The 23,060-nt window shown below is 59.4% G+C and carries 26 protein-coding genes; 10 read left to right on the forward strand and 16 right to left on the reverse strand.

Translation table 11 applies throughout. From position 1 onward, the window contains the following. Positions 1–3 precede the first annotated feature (3 nt). From RHIBUN_RS0112660 to RHIBUN_RS0112680, 5 genes are all read left to right on the forward strand, one after another. A complete protein-coding gene (locus tag RHIBUN_RS0112660) occupies positions 4–750 on the forward strand; it encodes a hypothetical protein (protein ID WP_018857414.1) in 747 nt (248 codons plus the stop codon). A 61-nt stretch (positions 751–811) separates the two neighbouring features. Then, the gene (locus RHIBUN_RS0112665) at positions 812–1,645 is read left to right on the forward strand and encodes a folate-binding protein YgfZ (RefSeq protein ID WP_025659853.1); all 834 of its coding nucleotides are present in this window, start codon (positions 812–814) and stop codon (positions 1,643–1,645) included. Further along, positions 1,642–2,247 (forward strand): HD family hydrolase, encoded by a 606-nt coding sequence (locus tag RHIBUN_RS0112670; RefSeq protein ID WP_025659854.1) that lies wholly within the window; start codon positions 1,642–1,644, stop codon positions 2,245–2,247. The genes RHIBUN_RS0112665 and RHIBUN_RS0112670 overlap by 4 nt, the downstream gene beginning before the upstream one ends. After that, positions 2,244–2,780, forward strand: a complete 537-nt coding sequence (locus RHIBUN_RS0112675) for a tyrosine phosphatase family protein (protein WP_018857417.1) — start codon at positions 2,244–2,246, stop codon at positions 2,778–2,780. The genes RHIBUN_RS0112670 and RHIBUN_RS0112675 overlap by 4 nt, the downstream gene beginning before the upstream one ends. Positions 2,781–2,814: 34 nt before the next feature. Beyond that, positions 2,815–3,390: a hypothetical protein gene (locus RHIBUN_RS0112680; protein WP_025659855.1), complete on the forward strand. Its 576-nt coding sequence runs from the start codon at positions 2,815–2,817 to the stop codon at positions 3,388–3,390. Positions 3,391–3,402: 12 nt separating this feature from the next. On the opposite strand, the gene RHIBUN_RS0112685 is transcribed toward RHIBUN_RS0112680, so the two are convergent. Both RHIBUN_RS0112685 and RHIBUN_RS0112690 read right to left on the reverse strand, forming a co-directional pair. Further along, the gene (locus RHIBUN_RS0112685) at positions 3,403–3,918 is read right to left on the reverse strand and encodes a superoxide dismutase family protein (RefSeq protein ID WP_025659856.1); all 516 of its coding nucleotides are present in this window, start codon (positions 3,916–3,918) and stop codon (positions 3,403–3,405) included. A gap of 118 nt (positions 3,919–4,036) precedes the next feature. Further along, the gene (locus RHIBUN_RS0112690) at positions 4,037–4,354 is read right to left on the reverse strand and encodes a hypothetical protein (RefSeq protein ID WP_025659857.1); all 318 of its coding nucleotides are present in this window, start codon (positions 4,352–4,354) and stop codon (positions 4,037–4,039) included. Positions 4,355–4,808: 454 nt separating this feature from the next. Here RHIBUN_RS0112690 and RHIBUN_RS0112695 point away from each other — a divergent pair, with 454 nt between their 5' ends. The 3 genes from RHIBUN_RS0112695 to RHIBUN_RS0112705 all read left to right on the forward strand — a co-directional run bounded on the left by RHIBUN_RS0112695 (position 4,809) and on the right by RHIBUN_RS0112705 (position 8,258). After that, on the forward strand, positions 4,809–6,680 hold the full coding sequence (locus RHIBUN_RS0112695; protein ID WP_025659858.1) for an EAL domain-containing protein: 1,872 nt from the start codon (positions 4,809–4,811) through the stop codon (positions 6,678–6,680). Positions 6,681–6,749: 69 nt separating this feature from the next. Continuing rightward, complete coding sequence (locus tag RHIBUN_RS0112700; RefSeq protein WP_025659859.1) at positions 6,750–7,394, forward strand: HD domain-containing protein; 645 nt, start codon at positions 6,750–6,752, stop codon at positions 7,392–7,394. Between the two features lie 9 nt (positions 7,395–7,403). Next, complete coding sequence (locus RHIBUN_RS0112705; RefSeq protein WP_025659860.1) at positions 7,404–8,258, forward strand: MOSC domain-containing protein; 855 nt, start codon at positions 7,404–7,406, stop codon at positions 8,256–8,258. Here RHIBUN_RS0112705 and RHIBUN_RS0112710 read toward each other — a convergent pair. From RHIBUN_RS0112710 to rpoZ, 12 genes are all read right to left on the reverse strand, one after another. Further along, positions 8,255–9,256: an aldo/keto reductase gene (locus RHIBUN_RS0112710; RefSeq protein ID WP_025659861.1), complete on the reverse strand. Its 1,002-nt coding sequence runs from the start codon at positions 9,254–9,256 to the stop codon at positions 8,255–8,257. The two genes, RHIBUN_RS0112705 and RHIBUN_RS0112710, sit on opposite strands and share 4 nt — an antisense overlap. 106 nt (positions 9,257–9,362) lie before the next feature. After that, the gene (gene recO, locus RHIBUN_RS0112715; RefSeq protein ID WP_018857425.1) at positions 9,363–10,121 is read right to left on the reverse strand and encodes a DNA repair protein RecO; all 759 of its coding nucleotides are present in this window, start codon (positions 10,119–10,121) and stop codon (positions 9,363–9,365) included. A gap of 67 nt (positions 10,122–10,188) precedes the next feature. Next, on the reverse strand, positions 10,189–10,551 hold the full coding sequence (locus RHIBUN_RS0112720) for a response regulator (protein WP_018857426.1): 363 nt from the start codon (positions 10,549–10,551) through the stop codon (positions 10,189–10,191). Between the two features lie 231 nt (positions 10,552–10,782). Further along, positions 10,783–11,535 carry a Crp/Fnr family transcriptional regulator gene (locus RHIBUN_RS0112725; RefSeq protein ID WP_018857427.1) on the reverse strand — a complete coding sequence of 251 codons (753 nt, stop codon included), beginning with the start codon at positions 11,533–11,535 and terminating at the stop codon, positions 10,783–10,785. A 133-nt stretch (positions 11,536–11,668) separates the two neighbouring features. Then, positions 11,669–12,607: a GTPase Era gene (gene era, locus RHIBUN_RS0112730; RefSeq protein ID WP_018857428.1), complete on the reverse strand. Its 939-nt coding sequence runs from the start codon at positions 12,605–12,607 to the stop codon at positions 11,669–11,671. A gap of 8 nt (positions 12,608–12,615) precedes the next feature. Further along, on the reverse strand, positions 12,616–13,335 hold the full coding sequence (gene rnc, locus RHIBUN_RS0112735; RefSeq protein ID WP_025659862.1) for a ribonuclease III: 720 nt from the start codon (positions 13,333–13,335) through the stop codon (positions 12,616–12,618). Beyond that, positions 13,332–14,075 (reverse strand): signal peptidase I, encoded by a 744-nt coding sequence (lepB, locus tag RHIBUN_RS0112740; protein WP_025659863.1) that lies wholly within the window; start codon positions 14,073–14,075, stop codon positions 13,332–13,334. The genes rnc and lepB overlap by 4 nt, the downstream gene beginning before the upstream one ends. A 114-nt stretch (positions 14,076–14,189) precedes the next feature. Then, a complete protein-coding gene (gene acpS / locus RHIBUN_RS0112745; protein WP_025659864.1) occupies positions 14,190–14,594 on the reverse strand; it encodes a holo-ACP synthase in 405 nt (134 codons plus the stop codon). Next, the gene (locus tag RHIBUN_RS0112750; protein ID WP_025659865.1) at positions 14,591–15,175 is read right to left on the reverse strand and encodes a DUF2062 domain-containing protein; all 585 of its coding nucleotides are present in this window, start codon (positions 15,173–15,175) and stop codon (positions 14,591–14,593) included. The genes acpS and RHIBUN_RS0112750 overlap by 4 nt, the downstream gene beginning before the upstream one ends. A gap of 141 nt (positions 15,176–15,316) precedes the next feature. Next, positions 15,317–15,466 carry a DUF3563 domain-containing protein gene (locus RHIBUN_RS35330; RefSeq protein ID WP_082728477.1) on the reverse strand — a complete coding sequence of 50 codons (150 nt, stop codon included), beginning with the start codon at positions 15,464–15,466 and terminating at the stop codon, positions 15,317–15,319. Between the two features lie 182 nt (positions 15,467–15,648). Continuing rightward, positions 15,649–17,889, reverse strand: coding sequence for a bifunctional (p)ppGpp synthetase/guanosine-3',5'-bis(diphosphate) 3'-pyrophosphohydrolase (locus tag RHIBUN_RS0112760; RefSeq protein WP_018857434.1), 2,241 nt, complete (start codon positions 17,887–17,889; stop codon positions 15,649–15,651). 100 nt (positions 17,890–17,989) lie between these two features. Then, positions 17,990–18,394 (reverse strand): DNA-directed RNA polymerase subunit omega, encoded by a 405-nt coding sequence (gene rpoZ / locus RHIBUN_RS0112765; RefSeq protein ID WP_018857435.1) that lies wholly within the window; start codon positions 18,392–18,394, stop codon positions 17,990–17,992. A 285-nt stretch (positions 18,395–18,679) separates the two neighbouring features. Between rpoZ and RHIBUN_RS0112770 the strand changes: the two genes are divergently transcribed. Then, positions 18,680–19,261 (forward strand): NYN domain-containing protein, encoded by a 582-nt coding sequence (locus tag RHIBUN_RS0112770; protein WP_018857436.1) that lies wholly within the window; start codon positions 18,680–18,682, stop codon positions 19,259–19,261. A 32-nt stretch (positions 19,262–19,293) separates the two neighbouring features. On the opposite strand, the gene smpB is transcribed toward RHIBUN_RS0112770, so the two are convergent. Further along, entirely contained in the window at positions 19,294–19,773 is a 480-nt protein-coding gene (gene smpB / locus RHIBUN_RS0112775; protein WP_025659866.1) for an SsrA-binding protein SmpB, read from the reverse strand. Between the two features lie 103 nt (positions 19,774–19,876). Then, positions 19,877–20,761, reverse strand: coding sequence for a 4-hydroxy-tetrahydrodipicolinate synthase (dapA, locus tag RHIBUN_RS0112780; protein ID WP_025659867.1), 885 nt, complete (start codon positions 20,759–20,761; stop codon positions 19,877–19,879). A gap of 213 nt (positions 20,762–20,974) precedes the next feature. Here dapA and RHIBUN_RS0112785 point away from each other — a divergent pair, with 213 nt between their 5' ends. Next, a complete protein-coding gene (locus RHIBUN_RS0112785; RefSeq protein ID WP_025659868.1) occupies positions 20,975–23,047 on the forward strand; it encodes a lytic transglycosylase domain-containing protein in 2,073 nt (690 codons plus the stop codon). Positions 23,048–23,060 lie beyond the last annotated feature (13 nt).

A 23,060-nucleotide genomic window follows, 5' to 3' on the forward strand; every position in this document is an offset into this window, starting at 1 on the left:
TTGATGCATTCCGCTAGGGACAATGCTTCGCGGCCCGCGATCGCGCCGCTTTTGCTTGCAATCGGCCTTAGCGCCAGTAGCTTTCTGACCGGGACTTCGGCCCTGGCACTCTCAGAGCTGCAGAAGACCCCAGGACAGGTTGAGCAAAGCGCTCCTGGCCAAGGCGGCGACAAGCCAGCCCCCTCCCCAACCTCACCCGGCGTTCCGATGCCCGACCCGCTGGTCAATTCGCAGGCCGGCCAAAGCAACGACAAGACGCCCGGCGCCGAGGACAGCTCGAAGCCAGTCGAAGTCATCTACGATATCAGCAAGGTCCCCGAGCCCGTTCGAAAGATGCGGGAGCAGATCGTCGAGGCAGCCGCTTCGGGCGATCTCGAGCGGCTGCGCCCCCTGCTCGGCACCGGCGCCACTCAGACACAGGTGACGGTCGGAGAGCCGACGGACGACCCCATCAGCGCGCTCAAGGATCTTTCGGGCGATCCGGAGGGCGATGAGATCCTGGCGATCCTGCTTGATGTCATTTCCACCGGCTTCGTTCATGTCGGCCAGGGCACACCGGACGAAATGTTTGTCTGGCCCTATTTCGCCGAGAAGGACCTGAAGGCTCTGACTCCCCCCGAGCGAGTGGAATTGCTGCGCATCGTTACGGCCGGCGACCTGTCCGACATGCAGGAGTTCGGCGGTTATAATTTCTATCGATTGGGCATCACCCCCGACGGCAAATGGAAGTACTTCACCGCCGGCGACTGAGGCTTGCGATCCCCTCACCGAAGACATACTTCTGAGCGATAACGAACGCGACAGGTGCGCCATGCCAGCCGTATTTCTGAAGAACCGCTCGCTTATACGGGTGAGCGGTCCGGAGGCCCAACCCTTTCTGCAGAACCTGATCACGACCGATCTTGCCGCGCTCGCGGCGGATGAAGCACGGCCGGGCGCCCTGTTGACGCCGCAGGGCAAAATCCTGTTCGACTTCATGATCTGGCAGGATGGCGACGGGTTCATCATCGAGACGGACGATGATCAGCGGGATGCGCTGCTTAAGCGACTGAGGATGTACAAGCTCAGAGCCGCCGTCGACCTCTCGCCTGCCGGCGAGGGCGTCACGGTTTCTTGGGAAAGCACCAATACGGGAGCGGCCGACCGCCGTTTTGCCAAAGCTGGCGTGGCGCTCGTCCGCCAAGCGGGGCAGCACGGTACCGATGACCACGAAATCTATGACGCATTGCGCATCGCGAGCGGCGTTGCCATATCCGGGCAGGACTATGCGCTGCAGGATGCCTTCCCGCACGATGTCCTGATGGACTTCAACGGCGGCCTCTCCTTCAAGAAGGGCTGCTATGTCGGCCAGGAGGTGGTGTCGCGGATGCAGCATCGCGGCACGGCGCGCCGCCGTGTCGTCACCGTGAAGGCCGAGACGGCCCTGCCGCCCTCCGGGACGGAGATCACCGCCGGGGGCAAGCCGGTCGGCACGCTCGGATCGGTCGTCGGAAAAGGCGGCCTCGCGATCGTTCGCATCGATCGAGCCGGTGAGGCCATTGCGACAGCGACGCCTCTATTGGCAGGCGAGACGGCTGTCATTCTCGAACTACCCGCCTGGACAGGGCTGACGTTCCCGTCGACGGCGGACGAGGCCAGCGCGTGACGACAAAGGCGCCGCGCGCGTGGCAGCGCATGCTCTCGGGCCGCCGGCTTGATCTGCTCGACCCCTCTCCTCTCGACGTCGAGGTGAGCGATATTGCGCATGGGCTTGCGCGCGTTGCCCGCTGGAACGGACAAACCTCGGGAGATCACGCCTTCTCCGTCGCCCAGCATTGCCTTGTCGTGGAGGATATTTTCCGCCACCTCAACGAGGTGACAGCCGATCAGCGCCTGATGGCGCTGCTGCATGATGCGCCGGAGTATGTCATCGGCGACATGATCTCGCCGTTCAAGTCGGTCGTCGGCGGCGGATACAAGGCCGTCGAAAAGCGGTTGGAAGCGGCCGTCCACCTTCGGTTTGGCCTGCCGCCCCACCCTACGCGCGAACTCAAGGAGAAGATCAAGAAGGCTGACACCATCGCTGCGTATTTCGAGGCAACTCAGCTTGCCGGGTTTACGTCCACTGAGGCGCAGAAATTCTTCGGCCAGCCGCGCGGAATCACAAAAGACATGTTGCTGATGACGCCACTGCCGGCAGTCGAGGCGCAGCGCCTCTTTTGCGAGCGCTTCGAGACAATTGAGGCCATGCGGAGCAGCAAAGCATGACTGTCATCATTGTCGCTCCGCTTGCCCGGATCGCCGAAATGGCAGTCCGGCATGGCGCCCGTGAGATGATCAGCCTGATGGCGAAGGAACAGGCTTTCCACCGGCCTGCCGTGATTCAGGCGCACCGGCATCTTCTCCTCCATATGAACGACATCGCGTTCAAGGGAACCGGTAACCTTGTCGCGCCGGATGAAACGCATGCGCGGGAGATCATCGGTTTTGCCCGCGAGTGGGATCGCGCTGCGCCACTCTTGATCCACTGTTGGATGGGCGTCTCCCGGTCGCCGGCGGCGGCCTTGATTACCGCCCTTTCCGTGTCGCCGGAGCAGGAGGATGCGGCGCTCGTTCGCCGGCTGCGCACTGCATCGCCTTTTGCCACGCCGAATGCGCGGCTGATCCAGATCGGCGATGACCTGCTCGGCCGCGGAGGGCGGCTGGTCGATGCGGTTCGAACCATCGGCCGTGGCGCGGACGCGGATGGAAACGCACCTTTCACACTGGCTTTGGACGAGCCGACCGCTGGAACGTTTTGAGTCGATACCGGTTATCCCTCGAGGAGGTTGATCGATGTCGCTGCAGAACTATCGCGATACGTTTGTGCGATGCTTGGCTACACTCAGGACCCTGACAAGCGCGCGCGACGAATATGCGTGGTTCCGGTGGCAAGCGATCTATCTCACACGTGATCGATTTTCCTACTTCTTTCGCGGCGATCTGGATGGTGTCAAAGTCAGCTTCCTCGGCCAACAGATAGATTTGACCACCGGCGCCACCAGCTCGGTTCCGATACGTTCGATTGCGCTGTACGGGGCAACATTCGGCCTGAATGAAGCAATCACTGCTTATCGTGGGCCTCAGAAGTCTGTTATCGACGTTGCGCATGCCTTCAGCGAAAAAGGCGCTGCAGATTACCAGGCCGAGTTCTTCTATGTCAGGATGCGGCTGCTCTACTCGGCCGATGACAGTCGCACGGGTTTCGGCACCGATCCTAGACTGCGTGAAAACACGAATATCATATTCGTCGGGCTGGAAGATCACGCGACGGCCGACCTGCTCGAAACAAGTCGCGTCAGGCAATGGGTCGCGACGGATAGGCCGGTTGCATCAAGCGAGTGGTATGCGGAGCGATACTACTATCACTGACCGGAAGACTGCCTACTTGATGACGCCGCAGGCAAGGCGCTCACCCGCATCGCCTGCAGGTTGGCTGCGATAGTCATCAGAATTGGCATGAACGATCAGTGCTCGGCCGCGGACGCCATCAGTCTTGCCGTCGAGTGTGACCATGCCGTCAAACACCTGCGCTCGCAGAACGCCATCCTGATCAACATACTGGTTGGGCATGTCGCCGGCATGGGGTCCCATTGCGGACAGCAGGCCGTGCTCGGCATTGGTCGGATTGAAGTGCTTTCCGGCTGACTCGTGATGGCCGGCTGCATCGCAACTGCCGGTCTCGTGGACATGGAATGCGACCCATTTGTTGGCAGGCAGCCCAGCCACTTCGACTTCGATCAATACGCCGCCAGTTGCCGCCGCCGTTAGCGTGGCCCGACCGCTTGCCTTTCCGTCACGCCCGATAAAGTCCGCCGTGGCCGTTTGCTTGTCCTGAGCCATCGCAGCGGAGGAAACGGCCAAGAGCGTCAGAGCCGAGAACGAGAGGATTGTTTTCATTGGAGCTTCCTTTGCATCGTCGTTTCCCAAACGTGCGAGGCACGAAGCAGTTCCCAAAACGGCGGCAACGAAAAAGCCGGCTCTGAGGCCGGCTTCGCAAATTCAGCGCACCACGTGATCAGGCGACAGTGTCGAGATCATACTGACCGTATGTGCTCTTATACAGATCGTAAGAGGCGTTCTGCTGAGACGGCGGATAGAAATTACGGCTACCCGTCTCACTTGCAGCCATCATGAAGGCAAGCACGCCATCCGAGAGCTTTGGTGCAAAGTCCTGAGCATTGCTCCCTTCTGAGCCCAACTGCTTCAGAATGCCGGGCTTGTCATCAGCCGCCCGCTCGCCACGGCTCAGCACGCCGTCGCCATTTGTGTCCAACCGCGACAGGGTCGCGAGATACGCATATGATGTATCACTAACCGATGAAACTTGGCTCATACAAACCTCCATTCACCGCTGTTTCGGTGATGTTTGTACGCAATACGAAATGGAAAAATCTAAGACTAAACGGTCGTTAAACTGATTTGCGCACTGCGTCAATAAGCTGTTAACACGCCATTAACCATGATTGACAAAGTGTGATTTCAGCGCATCAGCCGCGCGCGGTCTGGGCTCAAATGCCCACATTTCCAGGCAGTTCGTGACCAGCAGTCAAATATAATGCCAGCAATATATTCGTTTGCGTTGCAATAGAATTTTAATGCGACCGATGGATTATCTTCGCCACGTCAGCATAGGGGCCGGTCGAATTTGAGATTGCCTAGACGATAATTTTGGATTGTTTCAGAAGGTCTTTTCATGTCTGGCGCGCCGCGTCGAAACTGCAGGCTGGCAGCACGCTCACAGGGCTCCGCTCACCCTCCCCTCGCTCCCGAAACAAAGATTGCCGAAAATGGACGCTGAAGCCCTTTTCCGGCAACAGTGCACGACCGCCCTCAATGAGGATGGCTCTGCCAACGCTGAGCGCCTGATGAATCTTGTCGTCGAGACATATCGACTGCAGGCAGGAAAGAAGCGCGCCGCGGAAGACCATTCGCACCTGCTGAGCGAAGAAAACACCACGCTTAAAAGCAGCCTCGTTGCCACGAAAGAAGATCTCGCGGAACAGAAACGCCTGTTCGGGATCGTTCTGGACAACCTGCCGCAAGGTCTGAGTGTCTTCGACGCTGAGCAGCGATTGATCGTCTGCAACACGCGCTTCCGACAAGTTTTCGGCTTCAGCGTCGAAGCTGCCTCTGCCGGCGCCTCGCTGAAAACACTCATCTCGATGATCCGCGGCACCGAGCGGATCGAGAAAAAGGTCTCCCGGCTGCGCGCCGCCACCGAAGGTGGACACATCCGCCACCGCGAATGGATCATGGAAGACGGGCGCACCATCCAGAGCGTCATCACCGTCCTCCCCGATGGCAGCAACATTTCCATTCATGCGGACGTTACCGAAGACCGAAAGGCGGCCGAGCGCATAGCTTATCTCGCTCATCACGACCCGCTGACCGGACTGCCGAACCGCATAAGCCTCAGGGAGCGCATCGACGCCGCGCTGGCCGCCTGTAAGCAGGACGAGCAGATTGCCCTTGTGCACCTTAATCTTGACCGCTTCAAATCGATCAATAACACCCTCGGCGTTTCGGCCGGTGACAAGATCCTGCGGCAGGTGGCTGAGCGCATCCGCATGTCGGCAGGCGGTAATGTGCTGGCGCGCCTCGGCTCGGACGAATTCGCGATTCTTCAATCCGGACGGCAGCAGCCATGGAACGTCATGGCTCTGGCCGACCAGATTCGCCGCGAACTCTCGGAGCCGTTCTTTCGTGGAGACAAGGCCGTTGAACTCAGCGTGTCGATGGGGATCGCAATCAGTCCGCAGGACGGAACTGAAACGGACACCCTGCTGAAACACGCCGGCGTCGCACTGTCGCATGCCAAGAGCAGCGGTGGAAAGGGCGAGCGCTTCTTCACGGCCAAAATGGAAGCGCAGATCGAAGCACGGCATACACTGGAAGCGGATTTGCGCAAGGCGATCGAACGCGAGGAGTTCGAGGTTCACTATCAACCGCTCTATGACCTTGGCCAACAGAAGATCTGCGGTTTCGAGGCGCTTCTGCGATGGAACCACCCAACGCGCGGACGGGTGCCGCCCATGGAGTTCATTCCCCTTGCCGAGGAGGTTGGCCTCGTGGTCGATATCGGACGCTGGGTCCTACGCCGAGCCTGCCGCGATGCCATGCATTGGCCAGAAGATATCAAGGTTGCGGTCAACGTATCGGCGATCCAGTTTACGAACAGTGATTTGCCGAGCGATGTCGCCGCGTCGCTGGCCGAAGCGGGGCTGCCAGCTAACCGTTTAGAAATCGAGATCACCGAAAGCGTGCTGATGGAAAACCTCGATGAGGCCCTGCCTGTACTGCACGCGCTCAAGCAGAGCGGCATCCGGATCGGCATGGACGACTTCGGCACCGGCTATTCGTCGCTGAGCTATCTCCGACGGTTCCCCTTCGACAAGATCAAGATCGACAAGTCGTTCGTCAACGGTATCGTCGAAGACAAAGAAGCCTTTGCGATTATGCGTGCCATCATCCTTCTCGGCGATGCGCTCGGCATGCGCGTGACCGTGGAAGGCGTCGAAACGGCCGAGCAGTTGGCCATGCTCCAGCGCGAAGCCTGCGATGAAATCCAGGGCTACCATATCAGCCCGCCACGGCCGGCCGTGGACGTACCTTACCTGTTGGCTTGGCGGAAGGCGCACCCGAGCGCTCGCGCCAGCTAGTACGCTCTTCGTTGCGACTCGTGGTTCCTGCGTTTATGGAAGGACACCCTCTTCCCACGCGGTGATCCCATGTTCCAGGCGAAGGCCTTCGCTCCATTTGAAAAGCTTGCCGCCGCGCTCGTACCGCATTCGTCGGAAGGCGATGACGGCTCGCATGACGTGGCGCATGTCCTGCGCGTTTTCAAGAACGCCATGCGCATTCAGGCTCTCGAGGGTGGCGATGCCAGGATCCTTGCGGCTGCCGTCCTCCTGCACGATTGCGTCGCCGTGGAGAAAAACTCCCCCATGCGGTCGAAGGCGTCCGCTTTGGCAGCAGAGAAAGCCTCGGCCGTTCTCGCCGACCTTGGCTGGGCCAGTGACGACATCACCGCCGTTGCGCATGCGATTGTCGCGCATAGCTTTTCCGCCAATGTTACGCCCGGGACCCTGGAGGCAAGGATCTTGCAGGATGCCGATCGCCTGGATGCGATCGGCATGGTCGGCGCGGGACGCTGCTTCTACATTGGCGGCCGAATGTCCTCCGCGCTCTACGATCCGTTCGATCCGGCAGGCAGCGACCGCGAGCTTGACGACAAGCGCTATGTCATTGACCACTTCCAGACAAAATTGTTCAAACTCGCGGACGGCTTTCAGACGAAGGCCGGGCGGGCGCTCGCCGCCACACGCGACCAGCGCCTGCGCGACTTCCTTGCGGCTTTCATGGACGAAATCTAGGAGCACTTGATGCGTATTACAGGCCTTTTCATCTATCCGATCAAAAGTGCTCGGGGTATCGCGCTGCAGTCCTCGGAGATCGATGCATTCGGGTTGCCGGGCGACCGGCGCGCCATGATCACCGATCCCGACGGACACTTCATCACCCAGCGGGAGTTGCCCGATCTCGCTCGCATCGCCGTGCAGGCGGCACCGTCGGGCCTCCATCTCACCATGGGCGACAAGAAGATTGACGCGCAGATTCGAACGGCCTCAAAACGGATGGGCGTCTCGATCTGGAAGTCCATCGTCAATGCGGCGGTTGCCGATGATGCTGCGAATGCTGAACTTTCGGCCTGGCTCGGGCGAGAGGTGAGACTGGTGTTCTTCGATCAGGATGCCAAGCGTTCCGCCAGTGCGGAATGGGCCGGCGAAGGCACACCGGTCACATTCGCCGATGGCTACCAGATCCTTGTCACCACGACAGGCTCCCTGCGGGCACTGAATGCCGATCTCGAGGCGCACGGCGAAGGGCAAGTGGGCATGGAGCGGTTCCGGCCCAATATCATCCTTGATACCGAGGAAGGTTGGCAGGAAGACCGGTGGGCTGCGATTGAGATCGGCGGCATTCGTTTCGATCTCGTCAAACCTTGCGCACGTTGCATCATGACCACCCAGGACCAATCGACCGGATCGCGCGACGTTCCTAGTCCGATGCCCGCCATGGGGCGCATTCGGATGTCTGCGGACCGGCGTGTACCCGGTCCGCTCTTCGGCTGGAATGTCACGCCTCGCGGGACCGGTCGGATTGCGGTCGGCGATACAGCCAAAGTCATCGAGGAGAGGCCCGAAGGCTGCGCCTTCAAGGTCCGCGACCGAGGCTAGGCGCGAAGCTGCGCGAGTGCCTCATCGATTTCATCCGTGATAGCCGGCGATAACGGGCCTTTGGCCAGCGCGCCGGCGTTTTCTTCAACCTGGGCAACGGTGCGAAAGCCCGGGATCGGCAGGGTTCGGGGCGAGCGCGCCCACAGCCACGCCAGGGCGCCTTGTGTGAGAGTTCGACCATCGGACTTCAGCAACTCGCGAACCGCTTCCAATCGCGCCGCAAATTCCGGCGCGATCCGGCCGTCCTTGAAGTAGACCATCCAGTCAAGGCTCGCGCCGCGAACATCCTTCTCACCGATTTTCGTGTCGGCGCCAAATTTTCCGCTGAGCAAGCCCATCGCGAGCGGCCCGCGGTTGATCGAAATCAGCCCCTGCCGTTCGATCACCGAGATCATGTCAGGCATCGGCTCGAAGACGTTCATCGTGTGTTGGACGGAAACAAAACCCGGGCGTTCCGCGTGTCGCGCGGCACGATCGGGATAATCCGTGCTCCACCCGAAGGCGTCGATCTTCCCCTCGTCACGCAGCGTCTCAAGGGTTTCGAAAACCTCGTCCGACTGCTCGAGCGGAAAGTCGTTCAGATGAAATTGAAGCAGATCGAGGCGATCCCGTTTCAACCTGCGCAGCGACGTCTCGGCCGAGCGGCGAATGAAGACAGCATCGGCGAAGGCGCCGGTTGCCTGCTTCGTCTCCGGATCGGTGGCAAAGCCGAACTTGGTCGCGATGACAATGTCGCTGCGACTACCGATCGCACGCCCGAGAACTTCCTCTGAATGCCCGGCCCCATAGTTCGAAGCCGTATCGAAGAAACGGATGCCGAGTTCGATCGCGCGATGAATGGCGGCGACGGACTCGTCGTCATCGACCTCGCCCCAGCCGAGCGGCGTGTCGCCGGCATAGAAGGGGCCGCCGATTGCCCAGCAGCCCATACCCAACCGGGGTATTTCATAATCGTTCCAGAGATCTATCGTCGTCATCGCATCCGGTTTGGTCAGCATCGCATTCCTCCAATCGCTGGGCTGCATGCGATCGAAATAGGAAGATGCGTGAGACACGTAAAGCGCCTGATCCGAATGATGTTTTTCGCCAATGAAAAACGGTCGGTCAGGCGGACAATTCGTCCTGCGGTGCGGCCGCCTTGAGTGCTTTCAGAGCTGCCTGTACGAAGCCCTCGCGCGCAGCTGCCGCTTCCACGCCGCGCGGCTCATAGACATGGCGATGGAGAAAGAATGCCGTCAGGCGGAACGCGGCGCTGAGGCCGTCGATATCAGCCGCGCGGTTTTCCTCACTGTTCAGGAATGGTGGCAGGAGCAACATCTTGTCTGCCCAGGGAGCACCCGCAGTCCGGCTGACCGCCCTGCCCGACTTCGGCGACACATAAGCAAGGTCGGAACGACTGCCCGTCGCGGCGCACTCGGTCAAATCGAGACCAAAGCCGAGGTCGTTCAGAACGGCAAGCTCGAAACGGACGAAGAGCTCACCGGCATCCGCCGGATTGTGGAGATTGTCGAGGATGACTTCGAGCGCTTCGAAGAGATGCGGATGCGGATCGCGCTCCGGCAGCAAGCGCAGCAGTGCGCCCATCGCCTGCACGCCATAGACGGCAGTCGCCGTTTCCATCAGCCGCGCGGCCCGTAACGTCAATGGCTCTATACGGAATTCGCCAAGGTGCTCGTCTAGGCGCGCACGCCACGTAACCTCGACCTCGTTGCCGGGTTGAAGAACCGGTTGCATGGCACGAGACCGACCAGAGCGGACCATGCCAAGATGGCGTCCGCGCTCGCGCGTCATCACCTCGGCGATGACGCTGGTCTCGCCATGGCGCTTGACGCCCAAGATGATTGCCCGGTCATGCCACTGCATCGGAAGCGAACCCTAAACTTACGATTCGATCCTAACGCAAGACCGTTGCCCTGTCATAAAAAGGCATTCAGGCGCTGGCTGGGAACAGTTTCTGGAGGAAGTCGCGCATCGCCGATTCTCCAAACGGCTTGACGAGCAGCGGCACGTTCCGAAGGTCTTCGGGGAAGTCCTTTGTATCGGAATAACCGCTCACAAACCCAAAGGGGATGTTGCTGTTCGCCAGATGACGGGCAAAGTCGAAGCTCATGACTTCGCCAAGATTGACGTCCAGCAGCGCGAAATCGAAGGTCGCGGTCTTGGTCGCCTCCATCGCCTGTTCAAGGCTGCTGACGATTCCAATCGTTTCCACGCCCACCTGGCGGAGAATATCCTCCGCCTCCATCGCGATGATCAAACTGTCCTCGAGGACAAGAACACGGTTTGCCTTCATACCCAATACGCCCCTCGCTGAGTATCAACTAAGATGCTCGGCACCTGCATTTCCCGGATTTCAACCTCTGACGCCCCATGGCTCATTGGCGACGACTATATACCGCTTAGCTTGCATAGCCGCTTTTTCGTTTCGGGTCGATAAAAAGCAGGGCAGGAAGAAAGATGGCAGGGTGACCTTACGGGCGTGCCGCTCAGAAGGCATTTAAATAAGACATGTCGCTTACAGCTATTATATGAACGGACGGCCCCTCTCTCCAAGCCCCTCCCAACCGGCAGCAGCCTTGAGCCCCTCCCCATCAAGCACCTCGCAGGCACGCTCCTGCCAGCGGATGAGGTTGCGATTGGCGAGCTTTTTCAATGTCTTGTTTGTATGCACGATCGAAAGTCCCAATGTATCCGCAACGTGTTGCTGCGTGATTGGAATCGATGCGTGGCCGTTGAAGAGCTTCAGCTGCCTGCCGCGCTCGAACAGGAAAGCGATGAGATAGGCGGCGCGCTCGAGCGCTGTCCGGCGACCAATGCTCAATAGGTGTTCGTCAAGGATACGTTCTTCCTGGGCAGCAATCCAGGTGATGTCGAAGGCCAGGGACGAATGCTTGTTGTAGAGGGTCATCAGCTTGTCGCGCTCGAAAACGCAAAGCGATACAGGCGACAATGCCTCGACGGAGTGCTGCATCTCCCCCATGATCGTTCCCTGAAGACCGATCAGATCACCCGGCATCACGTAGTTCAGGATTTGCCGGCGTCCGTCCTCCAGCGTCTTGTAACGAAAACCCCAGCCGGAAAGGACGGTGAACAGGTGAGCGCTGTGCGCACCCTCGACTATGATCGTGGCACCAGCATCCGCGGCCAGCTCGCCTCTCTTGAATTTCGAAACGAAGTCGAGTTCATCGGCGGTGAACTCCCGGAAGACCCGGTTGGCACGCAGCGGACAGTGCTCGCAGGGCGTTTTGAACGAGTGGGTGGGACGCGCGGTCGGCATACAGGCCCTTGTGCTCGAATGAAGGACGCTGCCGGAATTGGCAGCGCTTCCTACGAGAACACGCAAATGGCAAGGGTTGTTCCACCCGCGCGGGAATTTTTAACGCAGAAACAACGCGGTAGAAGCCGTCAACTTACGTCGGAAAATCCAGACCCATTTCGCGGAAGCGCTCGGGGTCATCGCCCCAATTTTCACGAACCTTCACGAACAGGAAGAGATGAACCGGCTGCTCGAGGATTTCGGAGAGCTCTCGTCGGGACGCCGACGAAATCGCCTTGATCGTTTCGCCACCCTTGCCGAGCGCGATCTTCTTCTGGCTATCCCGTTCGACGTAGATTACCTGCTCGATTCGAACCGAGCCGTCCTTGCGTTCTTCCCACTTTTCCGTCTCGACATGCGACGAATATGGAAGCTCCTGATGCAGACGCAGGAACAGCTTCTCGCGGGTGATCTCCGCAGCCAGCTGGCGCATCGGAAGGTCGGAGATCTGGTCTTCGGGATAGTACCAGGGGCCTTCTGGCAGCGTCTTTGCCAGATAATCCATGACGTCGTCACAGCCGGAGCCGTTCTCGGCCGAGATCATGAAGGTATGCGTGAAGTCGATCTTCTGGTTGGCCGCCGCCGCAAGCGCCAGCAGATCTTCGCGTTTGACCCGATCGATCTTGTTCAAGACGAGAATCTTTGGCTGATGTACCTCCTTGAGGCCCTCAAGAATGGCTTCCGCATCGCCGCGCAGACCACGTTCGCTGTCGATCAGCAGCATGATCAGGTCAGCATCCTTTGCGCCGCCCCAGGCTGATGTCACCATCGCGCGGTCGAGCCGCCGACGCGGCTTGAAAATGCCGGGCGTATCCATGAACACGACCTGCGCATTGTTGTGGATCGCGATGCCGCGCACGATGGCACGCGTCGTCTGCACCTTATGGCTGACAATCGAAACCTTGGCGCCGACGAGGCGATTGACCAGCGTGGACTTGCCGGCGTTGGTCGCTCCAATCAGCGCGACAAAGCCTGACCGTGTGGCACCCGCAGTTTCAGGGGCGTCGTCCGCCATATCGTGTTCTTCCGTCATTTGTCCCGTCAGTTTCCGGCAGAGGACCTCTGCCAAATGCCTTCGCGTTCCAGCATTCGCGTGGCTGCGACCTGTTCCGCGGCCCGCTTTGAGCGTTCGATGCCCGTTTCGGGCTTAACACCTGTGACCTCTACCGTCACCGTGAAACGCGGATCATGATCCGGTCCGGTGCGTTCTTCAACCCGGTAGATCGGCGTGATGCCGAATTTGGCGTGCGACCACTCCTGCAATTCGGTCTTCGCGTCGCGCCGCGCGCCGTCGGCGCGCGCTGCCCGCTTTTCCCAGAACTTCAGGATGAAACGCCGGGCGACCTCCAGGCCGCCATCGAGGTAGATCGCCGCAATAAGGCTTTCGACGACGTCGGCTCGCACGTTCATCATGCGCTTGCCGGTCAGCTTCTTGACGTCGGCGCCAGTGCGGATGAAGAGATGCAGGCCGAGTTCATCAGCGACCTCAGCACAGGTGTCGGCACTGACGAGCTGATTGAGGCGCACCGAAAGTTCGCCCTCGGTCGCCGTACCGAACGTCCGGAAGAGCAGTTCGGCAACGCAGAGGCCGAGGACTCGGTCACCGAGGAACTCCAGCCTCTCGTAGTTGCCGCCCTTCTGCGTGCGGGCACTTGCATGCGTCAGTGCCCGATCCAGCCGCTCCTTTTCGGCGAACTCGTGACCGATCAGGGCTTCAAGCCGTGTTCGATCCGCCGCCGAAAGCGTCTGTGACTTGCTCATTCAACGCCCTTGAACAGACGATCCCACCGCATGTTCGTCGGCCACTTCCAGATCTCGCGGAACGAGGTGTCGTTGCCGAGCGAGAAGAAGATGACGCTGGCGCGACCGACCAGATTTTCCGCAGGCACAAAGCCAACGTCGAAGCGGCTGTCGAGCGAATTATCGCGATTATCGCCCATCATGAAGTAATGGCCTTCCGGAACGATAAACTCGCGGGTGTTGTCGCCACGCGAAACCGGGGACTGATCCAGCGTGTCAAAGCTGACGCCGTTATCCAGCGTCTCGCGATATACCGGCACATCCTGGCCCGGATCCTGCGCGTAGTCGGAATTGAACGTGCCATTCGGCACCCTCGGAACCGCCGTGCCGTTCACGTAGAGGACGCCTTCCTTGACCTGAATGCGATCCCCGGGAAGACCAACCAGCCGCTTGATGTAATCAACGTCGGGGTTCGGCGGGAACCGGAAGACAACGATGTCGCCGCGCTTCGGCTCGCTCGCGAAAATGCGACCGCTGAAGAGGTTCGGCGAGAACGGCAGCGAGAACCTCGAATAGCCGTAGGCAAACTTGTTGACGAAGATGTAGTCACCGACAAGCAGTGTCGGCATCATGGAGCCGGACGGAATGGTGAACGGCTGAAAAAGCACCGTTCGGATAACCATCGCCAAAATCAGCGCCTGGGCGATGACCTTGATGTTTTCCCATAGGGCGTTCGGCTTGGTTTCGACTTTTTCGGACACGCAGTCTTGTTCCTTCAATGCACCGCCAGGGCGCAACTCTTGTTTGCTTCTCTCTAGCGGCTTCGACCGATTGCGGCAATGGCGCCAACATTAAAAGCGACTCTACGTCGCTGCTCAAACATCTTCCGGCAGGGCCTCAATGATGACGAACGCCTGCGCCATGGGATAATCATCCGTTATCGTCAAATGAATGGCAGCCTTGTGGCCAGCCGGCAGCAGCGACTTCAGCACATCGGCCGCGCCGCCTGTCAGCCGCATCGTCGGCTTGCCGCTCGGAAGGTTCACAACGCCGAGATCCTTCCAGAACACACCTTGCGCCATGCCCGTCCCGAGAGCCTTGGAGCAGGCTTCCTTGGCGGCGAACCGCTTGGCATAGGAGGCGGCGCGATTGGCGCGCCGATCGGACTTTGCCCGCTCAATCTCGGTGAAGCAGCGATTGGTGAAGCGCTCGCCGAAGCGCTCGAGGGATTTCTCGACGCGCCTGATATCAATGAGATCGCTGCCGATACCGATGATCATACGGTTTCCTGCACTGGATTGGACAGCCGCACGCGGGCACGCGTCATAAGGCGTTCGCGGCGGCGCGTCTGAAAGCCCTTCACGGCATAAAAGGTTCCGAAATAAACGATGACGGAGGTCAAGAGCGCCGGCGGGATGGAGCCGACAAGCATCGGTTCGAGCACCGGTTGCCAGAGTTCGCTGAAATGCAGCTCATGAAACAGCGCCCCAAGGTCGATCGAATGCCCTTGCATCGTGTCCTGACGCGCAAGTAGCAGATGACCGATCTCCCAGGTCGCGCCCCAGATGAACGGATAGGTCAGCGGATTGCCGAAGGCCGCACAGCCAAGAGCAGCGGCGACCATATTGCCCGCGAATAGATAGCTGAGTACGAAGGCCATGATAAAATGAACGCCGATAAAGGGCGTCCAGGACACGAAGATCCCTGCAGCTACGCCCATGGCGACGGCGTGCGGCGACGCCGTCAAGCGGAGAACACGCATCGTGAGATAGCGGAGCGGCCGCAAGAATCCCTTGCGAGGCCACAACAACTCGCGCATCTTTTCACGAAATCCGGCAGGTTTTCGACGTCTGAACAGCATGGCGCGTATGTAGTGCAACTCGCACCAGCGTTACAAGAGCGTCAAACTATCTCAGTCATTATTTGATCACTGCAGACTGAGCACTCACCAGGGGCGCGATATGCAATACGCCCCTTTCATTCCTCAAGTATAGAACCGATATTAACGGGTGCGAAACATACCGCGGTCAACCTGACGCTGACGATATTCAAGATCGATACGGTCAAACGAGCCGTTCAGATAGTCCATTTCGCGTTCTTCAGTGGTCGGAGCGCGCAATGCGCGGGCGATCTTCTTGATGGGTTTAAACATTTCTTTGCCTCATCTTCTGTTCGTTTCCTGATGACTGGAAGATAGGCGCTCGCAGCAGCAATTACCAACGCTCTAACAAGGGCACAGCCATGCGATTGACGCATACCTAGCCTTATATCAGTGCGTTTTCCGTCATGAAACGATCACAAAATGTGCAAATGCCAAGCGTGGCGGTTGCCGACTTACTCGTAAAGCCGGCGAACCGTCGCGACGCACTCGAGGTCCTTCAGCTGGGCAAGCAACTGGTTCAACTGCCGAAGGTCCCACACTTCGACGTCGAGCGTCATTTCGGTGAAGTCGGTTGCGACGCGCACCGTATTGAACACCCGAATATTGACGTCGACGCCGGCAACGGTCTGGGCAAGCTTTGCCAACGTACCGGGCTCATTCAACGCATTGACCATGATGCGCGCCATGAAACGCGACTTGTTGGCCTCGTCGAGATCCCAGCGAACATCAATCCAGCGGTCCGGCTGATCGTCGAAACGTTGCAGCGTCGGTGACTGGATCGGATAGATCGTAATGCCGTTGCCTTTTTCCGTCGTATTCATGATCCCGACGATGCGGTCACCGGGTACGGCGCCCGTCGGCGCAAACTGCACATCAACATTGCTCGAAATGCCGCGGATCGGCACCGTGTCCATTTCCAGAGCACTGAGATCTGCACCATCGATGCCGGACTTCGGCTTGCCGGGGATCTTGAAGATCATGCCGGAGGCGCTGCGAACGTTGAACCAACCGTCGTCACCGCTCGGCTTGGCCGTCACGCGTTCTTCGAGATGATCCGGATAGACGGCGCGCAATACGTCGAGCGACGACATTTCACCGCGACCGACCGCAGCGATGGCGTCTTCCACATCCTTCTGGCCAAGGCGATGGAGCGCGGGCTTCATCGCTTCACGGGAGAAGATCTTGCCTGCTCGCTCGAAGGTGCGCTCCAGGATGCGATGGCCGAGACCGGCATATTGTTTGCGGATTGCAAGTCGGGTGGCCCGGCGGATCGCCGCACGCGCCTTGCCCGTTACCACGATCTCTTCCCAGGCAGCAGGCGGCACCTGCACGCCGGAGCGAATGATCTCGACCTCGTCGCCATTCGCCAGTCGTGTCACGAGAGGCATGATGCGCCCGTTGATCTTGGCGCCGACGGTCGTGTCGCCGATATTGGTGTGAACGGCATAGGCAAAGTCGATCGGCGTCGCACCCCGCGGCAGCGCGATCAGCTTGCCCTTCGGCGTGAAGCAGAAGACCTGGTCCTGGAACAACTCAAGCTTCGTGTGCTCCAGGAATTCTTCAGGACTGTCGCCTTCCGCCAGCGCCTCGATCGTGTGCCGTAGCCATGAGTACGCGTTGGACTCGCGCGAGAGGATATCGTTGTCGGAAGTCGAAGCCCCGTCCTTGTAGAGCGTATGGGCGGCAATACCGAATTCCGCGATCTCGTGCATGCGCTTGGTACGGATCTGCAGCTCGATACGCTGCCTGGATGGGCCGACGATCGTCGTGTGCAGCGAACGGTAGTCGTTCTGCTTCGGCGTCGAGATATAGTCCTTGAAGCGCCCGGGGACGACGCGCCAGCGGGTGTGGACGATGCCGAGCGCGCGGTAGCATGCGGAAATATCTTCAACGATGATACGAAAGCCGTAGACGTCGGACAGCTGCTCGAAGGACAGCGACTTCGACTGCATCTTGCGGAACACGGAGTAAGGCTTTTTCTGTCGTCCCTTGACGATGGCGCCCGTCAGCCCGTTCGTAACCAGCAGATCGCCCAATTCGGTCTCGATCTTCTTGACCAGACCCTCGTTGCGCTTGGAAAGCTCCTCGAGCCGCCTGGTGACGGTCTCATAGGCTTCGGGATTGATGTGGCGGAAGGAAAGGTCTTCCAGCTCCTCGCGCATGTCCTGCATACCCATGCGCCCGGCCAGCGGCGCATAGATGTCCATCGTCTCCTCGGAAATGCGCGCGCGCTTTTCCGGCGACATGTGGTCGAGGGTGCGCATGTTGTGCAGGCGATCTGCCAGCTTGACGAGCAGCACGCGTACGTCGTCGGAGATGGCAAGCAGCAGCTTGCGCAGGTTTTCTGCCTGTTTCGCCTTCTTGGTGACGAGGTCGAGCTTCTTGATCTTCGTCAGCCCTTCGACCAGCCGACCAATATCCTCGCCAAAGAGCTCATCGATTTCGGCGCGGGTGGCTGTCGTATCCTCAATGGTGTCGTGAAGCAGCGCGACTGCGATCGTCGACTCATCGAGATGCATGTCCGTCAGAATGGCGGCGACTTCCAGCGGATGCGAGATGTAGGGATCGCCGCTGGCACGCTTCTGTTGCCCATGCTTTTGCATTGCATAGACATAGGCTTTGTTCAGCAGGGCTTCGTTGGCGTCGGGCTTATATTTCTGAACCCGCTCCACGAGCTCGTACTGCCGCATCATCCCGAAACCACTCCATTACAAACGAAAAGCGCGCCAATCACGGATTGGCGCACATGATATGCGATAATATGCCGAAGCTATAATCGTGCAAGGTTGACGATTAGTAATCGTCGCTCTTTTCCGGTGGCACCAGGCCTTCGATGCCAGCCAAAAGCTCCTCTTCCGACATCTGGTCGAAGGTGATCGTTTCCGGCAGGTCTTCCTGCTCTTCGCTGTCGGCCGCAGCGACGCCGCCGGCTGCGATGAGGCTCGCCGGATCGGGCTCGGGCTCGTCGATTTCGACATGCTTCTGCAGCGAGTGGATCAGGTCTTCCTTGAGATCGTCCGGCGACAGCATCTCGTCCGCGATCTCGCGCAACGCCACGACCGGGTTCTTGTCGTTGTCGCGATCGATCGTGATCGAGGCACCCTGGGAAATCAGCCGGGCACGGTGGCTGGCAAGCAGAACCAGCTCGAAGCGGTTCTCAACTTTATCAATGCAGTCTTCTACGGTGACACGGGCCATTGCCTGTCCTTTACGTCGTGATCTCGGGATTAACACGCCCGATACAATTAAAACCGGGCAAATTCAAGTTTTCATTGCACGACGCCTCTGCGGGCGAATGAGACGAATTTTGGAACGAAAGCGGATTTCGACCAGAAGTTGCTTGGAATATCACGAATCGTGCCCTAAATCTTTCTTATATGAAAAGTTCATAAAGTACGATTTGTTCCAGGCGGCCTCATAACTCATTGTTTTGTTGGGTTTTTGACGGAAGCACGACGATTGCTCACATTGGATTGGTACGGGATGTTTGATCCACGCGAAAAAATTGCTCTTTTTATCGATGGCGCCAATCTCTACGCTGCGTCCAAAAGTTTGGGTTTCGATATCGACTACCGCAAGCTGTTGAAGGCGTTCCAGAAACGCGGCTATCTCCTGCGCGCCTACTACTATACGGCCCTCATCGAGGACCAGGAATACTCCTCCATTCGCCCGCTGATCGACTGGCTGGACTACAACGGCTACAAGGTCGTGACGAAGCCGGCAAAGGAATTCACGGATTCGATGGGTCGCCGCAAGATCAAGGGCAACATGGATATCGAGCTTGCGATCGATGCCATGGAGCAGTCGGAAACCGTCGATCATCTCGTCATCTTCTCCGGCGACGGAGATTTCACGACGCTCGTCGAGGCGCTGCAGCGGCGGGGCCGAAAGGTCTCGGTCATCTCAACGATGGCAACACAACCTCCAATGATTGCCGACGATCTGCGTCGCCAGGCAGATCACTTCATCGACCTTCTATCGCTGAAGAGCGAAATCGGGCGTGATCCTTCAGAGCGACCACCGCGGCCAACCGAAACGGCAACGCCAACCGATCTGGAAGCTTGAAGCCAGCAATTCACCGCCGGCTATGCCTTTGACTAGCCGTTATCCTTGAGAAGACGGCTCTTCTGCCGGTTCCAATCGCGTTCCTTCTCGGATTCGCGCTTGTCGTGCAGCTTCTTGCCCTTGGCGAGCGCCAGTTCCATTTTGGCGCGGCCGCGATCGTTGAAATAGATCTTCAGCGGTATCAGGGTCATGCCTTCGCGATTGATCCCCGCTCGCAGACGGTTGATCTCGCGGCCGGAAAGCAGGAGCTTGCGGCGGCGGCGCGGCTCATGATTGAAACGGTTCGCCTGCAGATATTCCGGCAGATAGGAATTGATCAGCCAGATCTCACCATCCTCATCCGAGGCATAGGATTCTGCGATATTGGCCTTGCCCTCGCGCAACGACTTGACCTCGGTGCCCTTGAGCACGAGTCCAGCTTCGTAGGTATCGATGATCTCGTAGTTGAAGCGCGCCTTGCGGTTTTCCGCCACGATCTTCTTGACCACGCGCTCGCTGCCTTTGGGGGCCATGACACATTCCAAATGCTTAGGGGCGCGACGACCGCGCCCTTCTCTCTTCTCCCCTATGTAGGGGAACATCGATCGCCTGTGAAGGCGGGCCGAATGGCTTGCCTCAGTTCAGCAGGCCGGCATGGCGCATGGCTGCGTCAATCGCAGCTTCCGTCGCAGGTTCCAGTGTCGAAATCAGCGGCGAACGCACGTTGCGGCTCATTCGCCCAAGCTTCGACAAGCCATACTTCGCTCCGCAGAGGCCGGGCTCTATGAAGATGGCCTTGTGTAGCGGCATCAAGCGGTCCTGATATTCCAGCGCCTTCGCATAGTCACCTGCAAGCGTCGCAGCCTGGAACTCGGCGCAAAGGCGCGGCGCCACGTTAGCGGTCACCGAGATGCACCCGACGCCACCGTGGGCATTAAACCCGAGTGCCGTGGCATCTTCACCCGACAACTGCTTGAATTCCTTGCCGCAGGTAAGACGCTGCTCGGACACGCGCTCGATCTTGCCCGTCGCATCCTTGACGCCGACGATATTCGAGTGCGCCTTGGCAAGCGCGCCCATCGTCTCCGGCGTCATGTCGATAACGGAGCGACCCGGGATGTTGTAGATGTAGATCGGCAGCTTCACTGCCTCGGCGATCGCGGAGAAATGCGCGACCAGCCCCTTCTGGGTGGGCTTGTTGTAATAGGGCGTGACCACGAGGACCGCATCTGCCCCGGCCCTCTCGGCGTGCTGAGCAAGTTCGATTGCTTCACGCGTGTTGTTCGAGCCGGCGCCGGCCATGATAGGCACGCGCTTGGCTGCGGATTCAATGCAGAGTTCCACGACCCGCTTATGCTCGGCATGCGACAGCGTCGGAGATTCGCCGGTCGTCCCAACCGGAACGAGACCGCTGCTGCCTTCCTTGATCTGCCAGTCGACGTGGTTCGCGAACGAAGCTTCATCCACTTGGCCGGCATCGGTGAAGGGAGTGACGAGAGCGGGAATGGATCCCTGGAACATGCAGAACTCCTCATGGCCAAATCCACGCTTCGGCCGCATTCCTTGAATATTGGTGGGGCACCATAGTGCGGTGAAATCGCCGCGACAAGCGCGCATGGATCGGTTTAGGGCAAATTCCGATAGCAAATGTGAACGAATTTTACTGACGTTAGTAAGCTTTCGTTAAGATGGCTCCCGCCAAATGGTCGGGCGTGTTTTCGTTGTGAGTGTCCCATGAAGAGAGCAGTCCTGATCGTGTCCGCCCTCGGCTTTACCGCCGCCGCGTGGAGCAGCGCCGCGTCGTCGCTTCCGAATGAGGGCGCGCCCGTTCCGGACGTGAAGCCCATTGGTTTCGTCCCCCAGACGACAATACCGGAATCGATCGTTACCGGCTCAATTCCGCGCGGCCAGGCAATTGCACCCGTTAACAGTGATTTGAAATCCGGCCTGGACGCGCTTTCGGACAACAATCCCCTGCAAGCGCTATCCATTCGCGACGGCATGGGACGTGGGACGCTTGACCGGCATATCCTGACCTGGGCGATTGCGGTCTCGGGGCAGAAGGGCATTCCCTCGACAGAGATCGCGGCTGCGGCGCAGGAGTTGCAGGGATGGCCCGGGCTCGCAAAGCTGCGGGCTTATTCGGAGCGGGCACTTTACGATGAAAACCCTAACCCGACCGCTGTCTTGGCGGCCTTCGGCCATTCCGCGCCAGAGACCACGCCGGGCGCGATGATCCTTTCGCGTGCGCTTGTCGCGATGGGTAAACAGAGCCAGGCGGCGAAGACCATTCGCAAGGTCTGGCGCGGCGAGATGCTGGACAAACCGACCGAAGACAAGATTTTGGCTGAGTTCTCCGGCTTGCTGACCTCGGCCGATCACAAGGCGCGAATGGACTACCTGATGTACCGCAATCGCACTGAGCAGGCCAAGCGCTTTGGCGACATGGGTCAGGCCCAATCCCTCTACAAGGCATGGGCCGCTGTGATGAGCAAGGCACCCAACGCCGGGGCGCTTCTTGCCGCGGTCGATGGCCAGTGGAAAGGCGATGCCGGTTACCTCTTTGCGCGCATCGAACATCTGCGAAAACAGGACAAGTATACGGAAGCCGCCAAATTGTTGCGGCAGGCCCCACGCAATCGGGATGAACTGGTCAATGCCGGCGAGTGGTGGAACGAGCAGCGGATCGTGAGCCGCGGCCTCGTCGATCAAGGGGAATTCAAGGCGGCCTACGGAATCGTTGCCAATTATGCTGCGACGACGCCGACCGACATCGTCGAGGCCGAATTCCACGCAGGCTGGTACGCGCTGCGCGGGCTGCAGGATCCTGCGGCGGCACAGGCCCATTTCCGGAAGATTCTCGATTTCTCCAATGGGCCGATATCCGTATCGCGCGCCTGGTACTGGATGGGTCGATCTGCCGAGGCGGGTGGGCCTGGCAAGGCCTCGGAATTTTACGCCAAGGCCGCAAGCTATCCGACCACCTTCTATGGGCAGCTCGCCAGCGACAAGCTCGGCCGCAAGACACTGAACGTGGCGTACCCGTCTCCGACTGCTGCGGATCGCCAGCGCTATCTGGCGCGTGAGGCCGTGCAGGCCATCGCTCGTCTCGACGCGGCCGGGCATGGCTGGCGGGCCAATAGCCTCTACCTCGCGCTCGCCGAGCAACTGCAAAGCCCTGGAGAACTTGCGGTTCTGAGCGCGCAGGCCGAACGGTCCGGCGACCACCATTTGTCGCTGCAGATCGGGAAGATTGCTTACTCCCACGGCGTGGATGTCGCGGCGCTGGCCTTCCCACTCGGCGTCATTCCGACGAACGCCAACATCTCCGGCTCCGGGAAGGCCCTCGCCTACGCGATTGCCCGGCAAGAGAGCGCCTTCAATCCCGCGGCCGTTTCGGCAGCCGATGCTCGCGGATTGCTGCAGATATTGCCGGGCACGGCAAAGGCCGTCGCCAAGCGTCACAACATCGCCTATTCGAAGGAGCGACTGACCGCCGACGCCGGCTATAACGCGACCCTTGGGGCGCATTATCTCGGCGAACAGATCGACGCCTTTGGCGGCTCCTACATCATGACCTTCATTGCCTATAATGCCGGTCCCAAGCGGGTGCCCGAATGGATCGGCCGCTATGGCGACCCGCGCGGCCAATCGATCGAGGCCATCGTCGACTGGATTGAGCGCATCCCCTTCCCCGAGACGCGCAACTATGTTCAGCGGGTGATGGAAAACTACGAAGTCTACAAGGCACGGCTGGGTCAGCCGAGCGACATCGTTCGCGACCTGGCGGGCGGCCGCTCCTCCTGATCGCCATTTGCGT

This window comes from Rhizobium sp. IBUN (assembly GCF_000510625.1).
GTDB classification, from domain to species: domain Bacteria; phylum Pseudomonadota; class Alphaproteobacteria; order Rhizobiales; family Rhizobiaceae; genus Rhizobium; species Rhizobium altiplani.

Coding starts and splice junctions, on each gene's coding strand:
- RHIBUN_RS0112660 (WP_018857414.1), top strand. CDS start 4: ATGCATTCCGCTAGGGACAATGCTTCGCGGCCCGCGATCGCGCCGCTT.
- RHIBUN_RS0112665 (WP_025659853.1), top strand. CDS start 812: ATGCCAGCCGTATTTCTGAAGAACCGCTCGCTTATACGGGTGAGCGGT.
- RHIBUN_RS0112675 (WP_018857417.1), top strand. CDS start 2,244: ATGACTGTCATCATTGTCGCTCCGCTTGCCCGGATCGCCGAAATGGCA.
- RHIBUN_RS0112680 (WP_025659855.1), top strand. CDS start 2,815: ATGTCGCTGCAGAACTATCGCGATACGTTTGTGCGATGCTTGGCTACA.
- RHIBUN_RS0112685 (WP_025659856.1), bottom strand. CDS start 3,918: ATGAAAACAATCCTCTCGTTCTCGGCTCTGACGCTCTTGGCCGTTTCC.
- RHIBUN_RS0112690 (WP_025659857.1), bottom strand. CDS start 4,354: ATGAGCCAAGTTTCATCGGTTAGTGATACATCATATGCGTATCTCGCG.
- RHIBUN_RS0112695 (WP_025659858.1), top strand. CDS start 4,809: ATGGACGCTGAAGCCCTTTTCCGGCAACAGTGCACGACCGCCCTCAAT.
- RHIBUN_RS0112700 (WP_025659859.1), top strand. CDS start 6,750: ATGTTCCAGGCGAAGGCCTTCGCTCCATTTGAAAAGCTTGCCGCCGCG.
- RHIBUN_RS0112705 (WP_025659860.1), top strand. CDS start 7,404: ATGCGTATTACAGGCCTTTTCATCTATCCGATCAAAAGTGCTCGGGGT.
- RHIBUN_RS0112710 (WP_025659861.1), bottom strand. CDS start 9,256: ATGCTGACCAAACCGGATGCGATGACGACGATAGATCTCTGGAACGAT.
- recO (WP_018857425.1), bottom strand. CDS start 10,121: ATGCAGTGGCATGACCGGGCAATCATCTTGGGCGTCAAGCGCCATGGC.
- RHIBUN_RS0112720 (WP_018857426.1), bottom strand. CDS start 10,551: ATGAAGGCAAACCGTGTTCTTGTCCTCGAGGACAGTTTGATCATCGCG.
- RHIBUN_RS0112725 (WP_018857427.1), bottom strand. CDS start 11,535: ATGCCGACCGCGCGTCCCACCCACTCGTTCAAAACGCCCTGCGAGCAC.
- era (WP_018857428.1), bottom strand. CDS start 12,607: ATGACGGAAGAACACGATATGGCGGACGACGCCCCTGAAACTGCGGGT.
- rnc (WP_025659862.1), bottom strand. CDS start 13,335: ATGAGCAAGTCACAGACGCTTTCGGCGGCGGATCGAACACGGCTTGAA.
- acpS (WP_025659864.1), bottom strand. CDS start 14,594: ATGATCATCGGTATCGGCAGCGATCTCATTGATATCAGGCGCGTCGAG.
- RHIBUN_RS0112750 (WP_025659865.1), bottom strand. CDS start 15,175: ATGCTGTTCAGACGTCGAAAACCTGCCGGATTTCGTGAAAAGATGCGC.
- RHIBUN_RS35330 (WP_082728477.1), bottom strand. CDS start 15,466: ATGTTTAAACCCATCAAGAAGATCGCCCGCGCATTGCGCGCTCCGACC.
- RHIBUN_RS0112760 (WP_018857434.1), bottom strand. CDS start 17,889: ATGATGCGGCAGTACGAGCTCGTGGAGCGGGTTCAGAAATATAAGCCC.
- rpoZ (WP_018857435.1), bottom strand. CDS start 18,394: ATGGCCCGTGTCACCGTAGAAGACTGCATTGATAAAGTTGAGAACCGC.
- RHIBUN_RS0112770 (WP_018857436.1), top strand. CDS start 18,680: ATGTTTGATCCACGCGAAAAAATTGCTCTTTTTATCGATGGCGCCAAT.
- smpB (WP_025659866.1), bottom strand. CDS start 19,773: ATGGCCCCCAAAGGCAGCGAGCGCGTGGTCAAGAAGATCGTGGCGGAA.
- dapA (WP_025659867.1), bottom strand. CDS start 20,761: ATGTTCCAGGGATCCATTCCCGCTCTCGTCACTCCCTTCACCGATGCC.
- RHIBUN_RS0112785 (WP_025659868.1), top strand. CDS start 20,975: ATGAAGAGAGCAGTCCTGATCGTGTCCGCCCTCGGCTTTACCGCCGCC.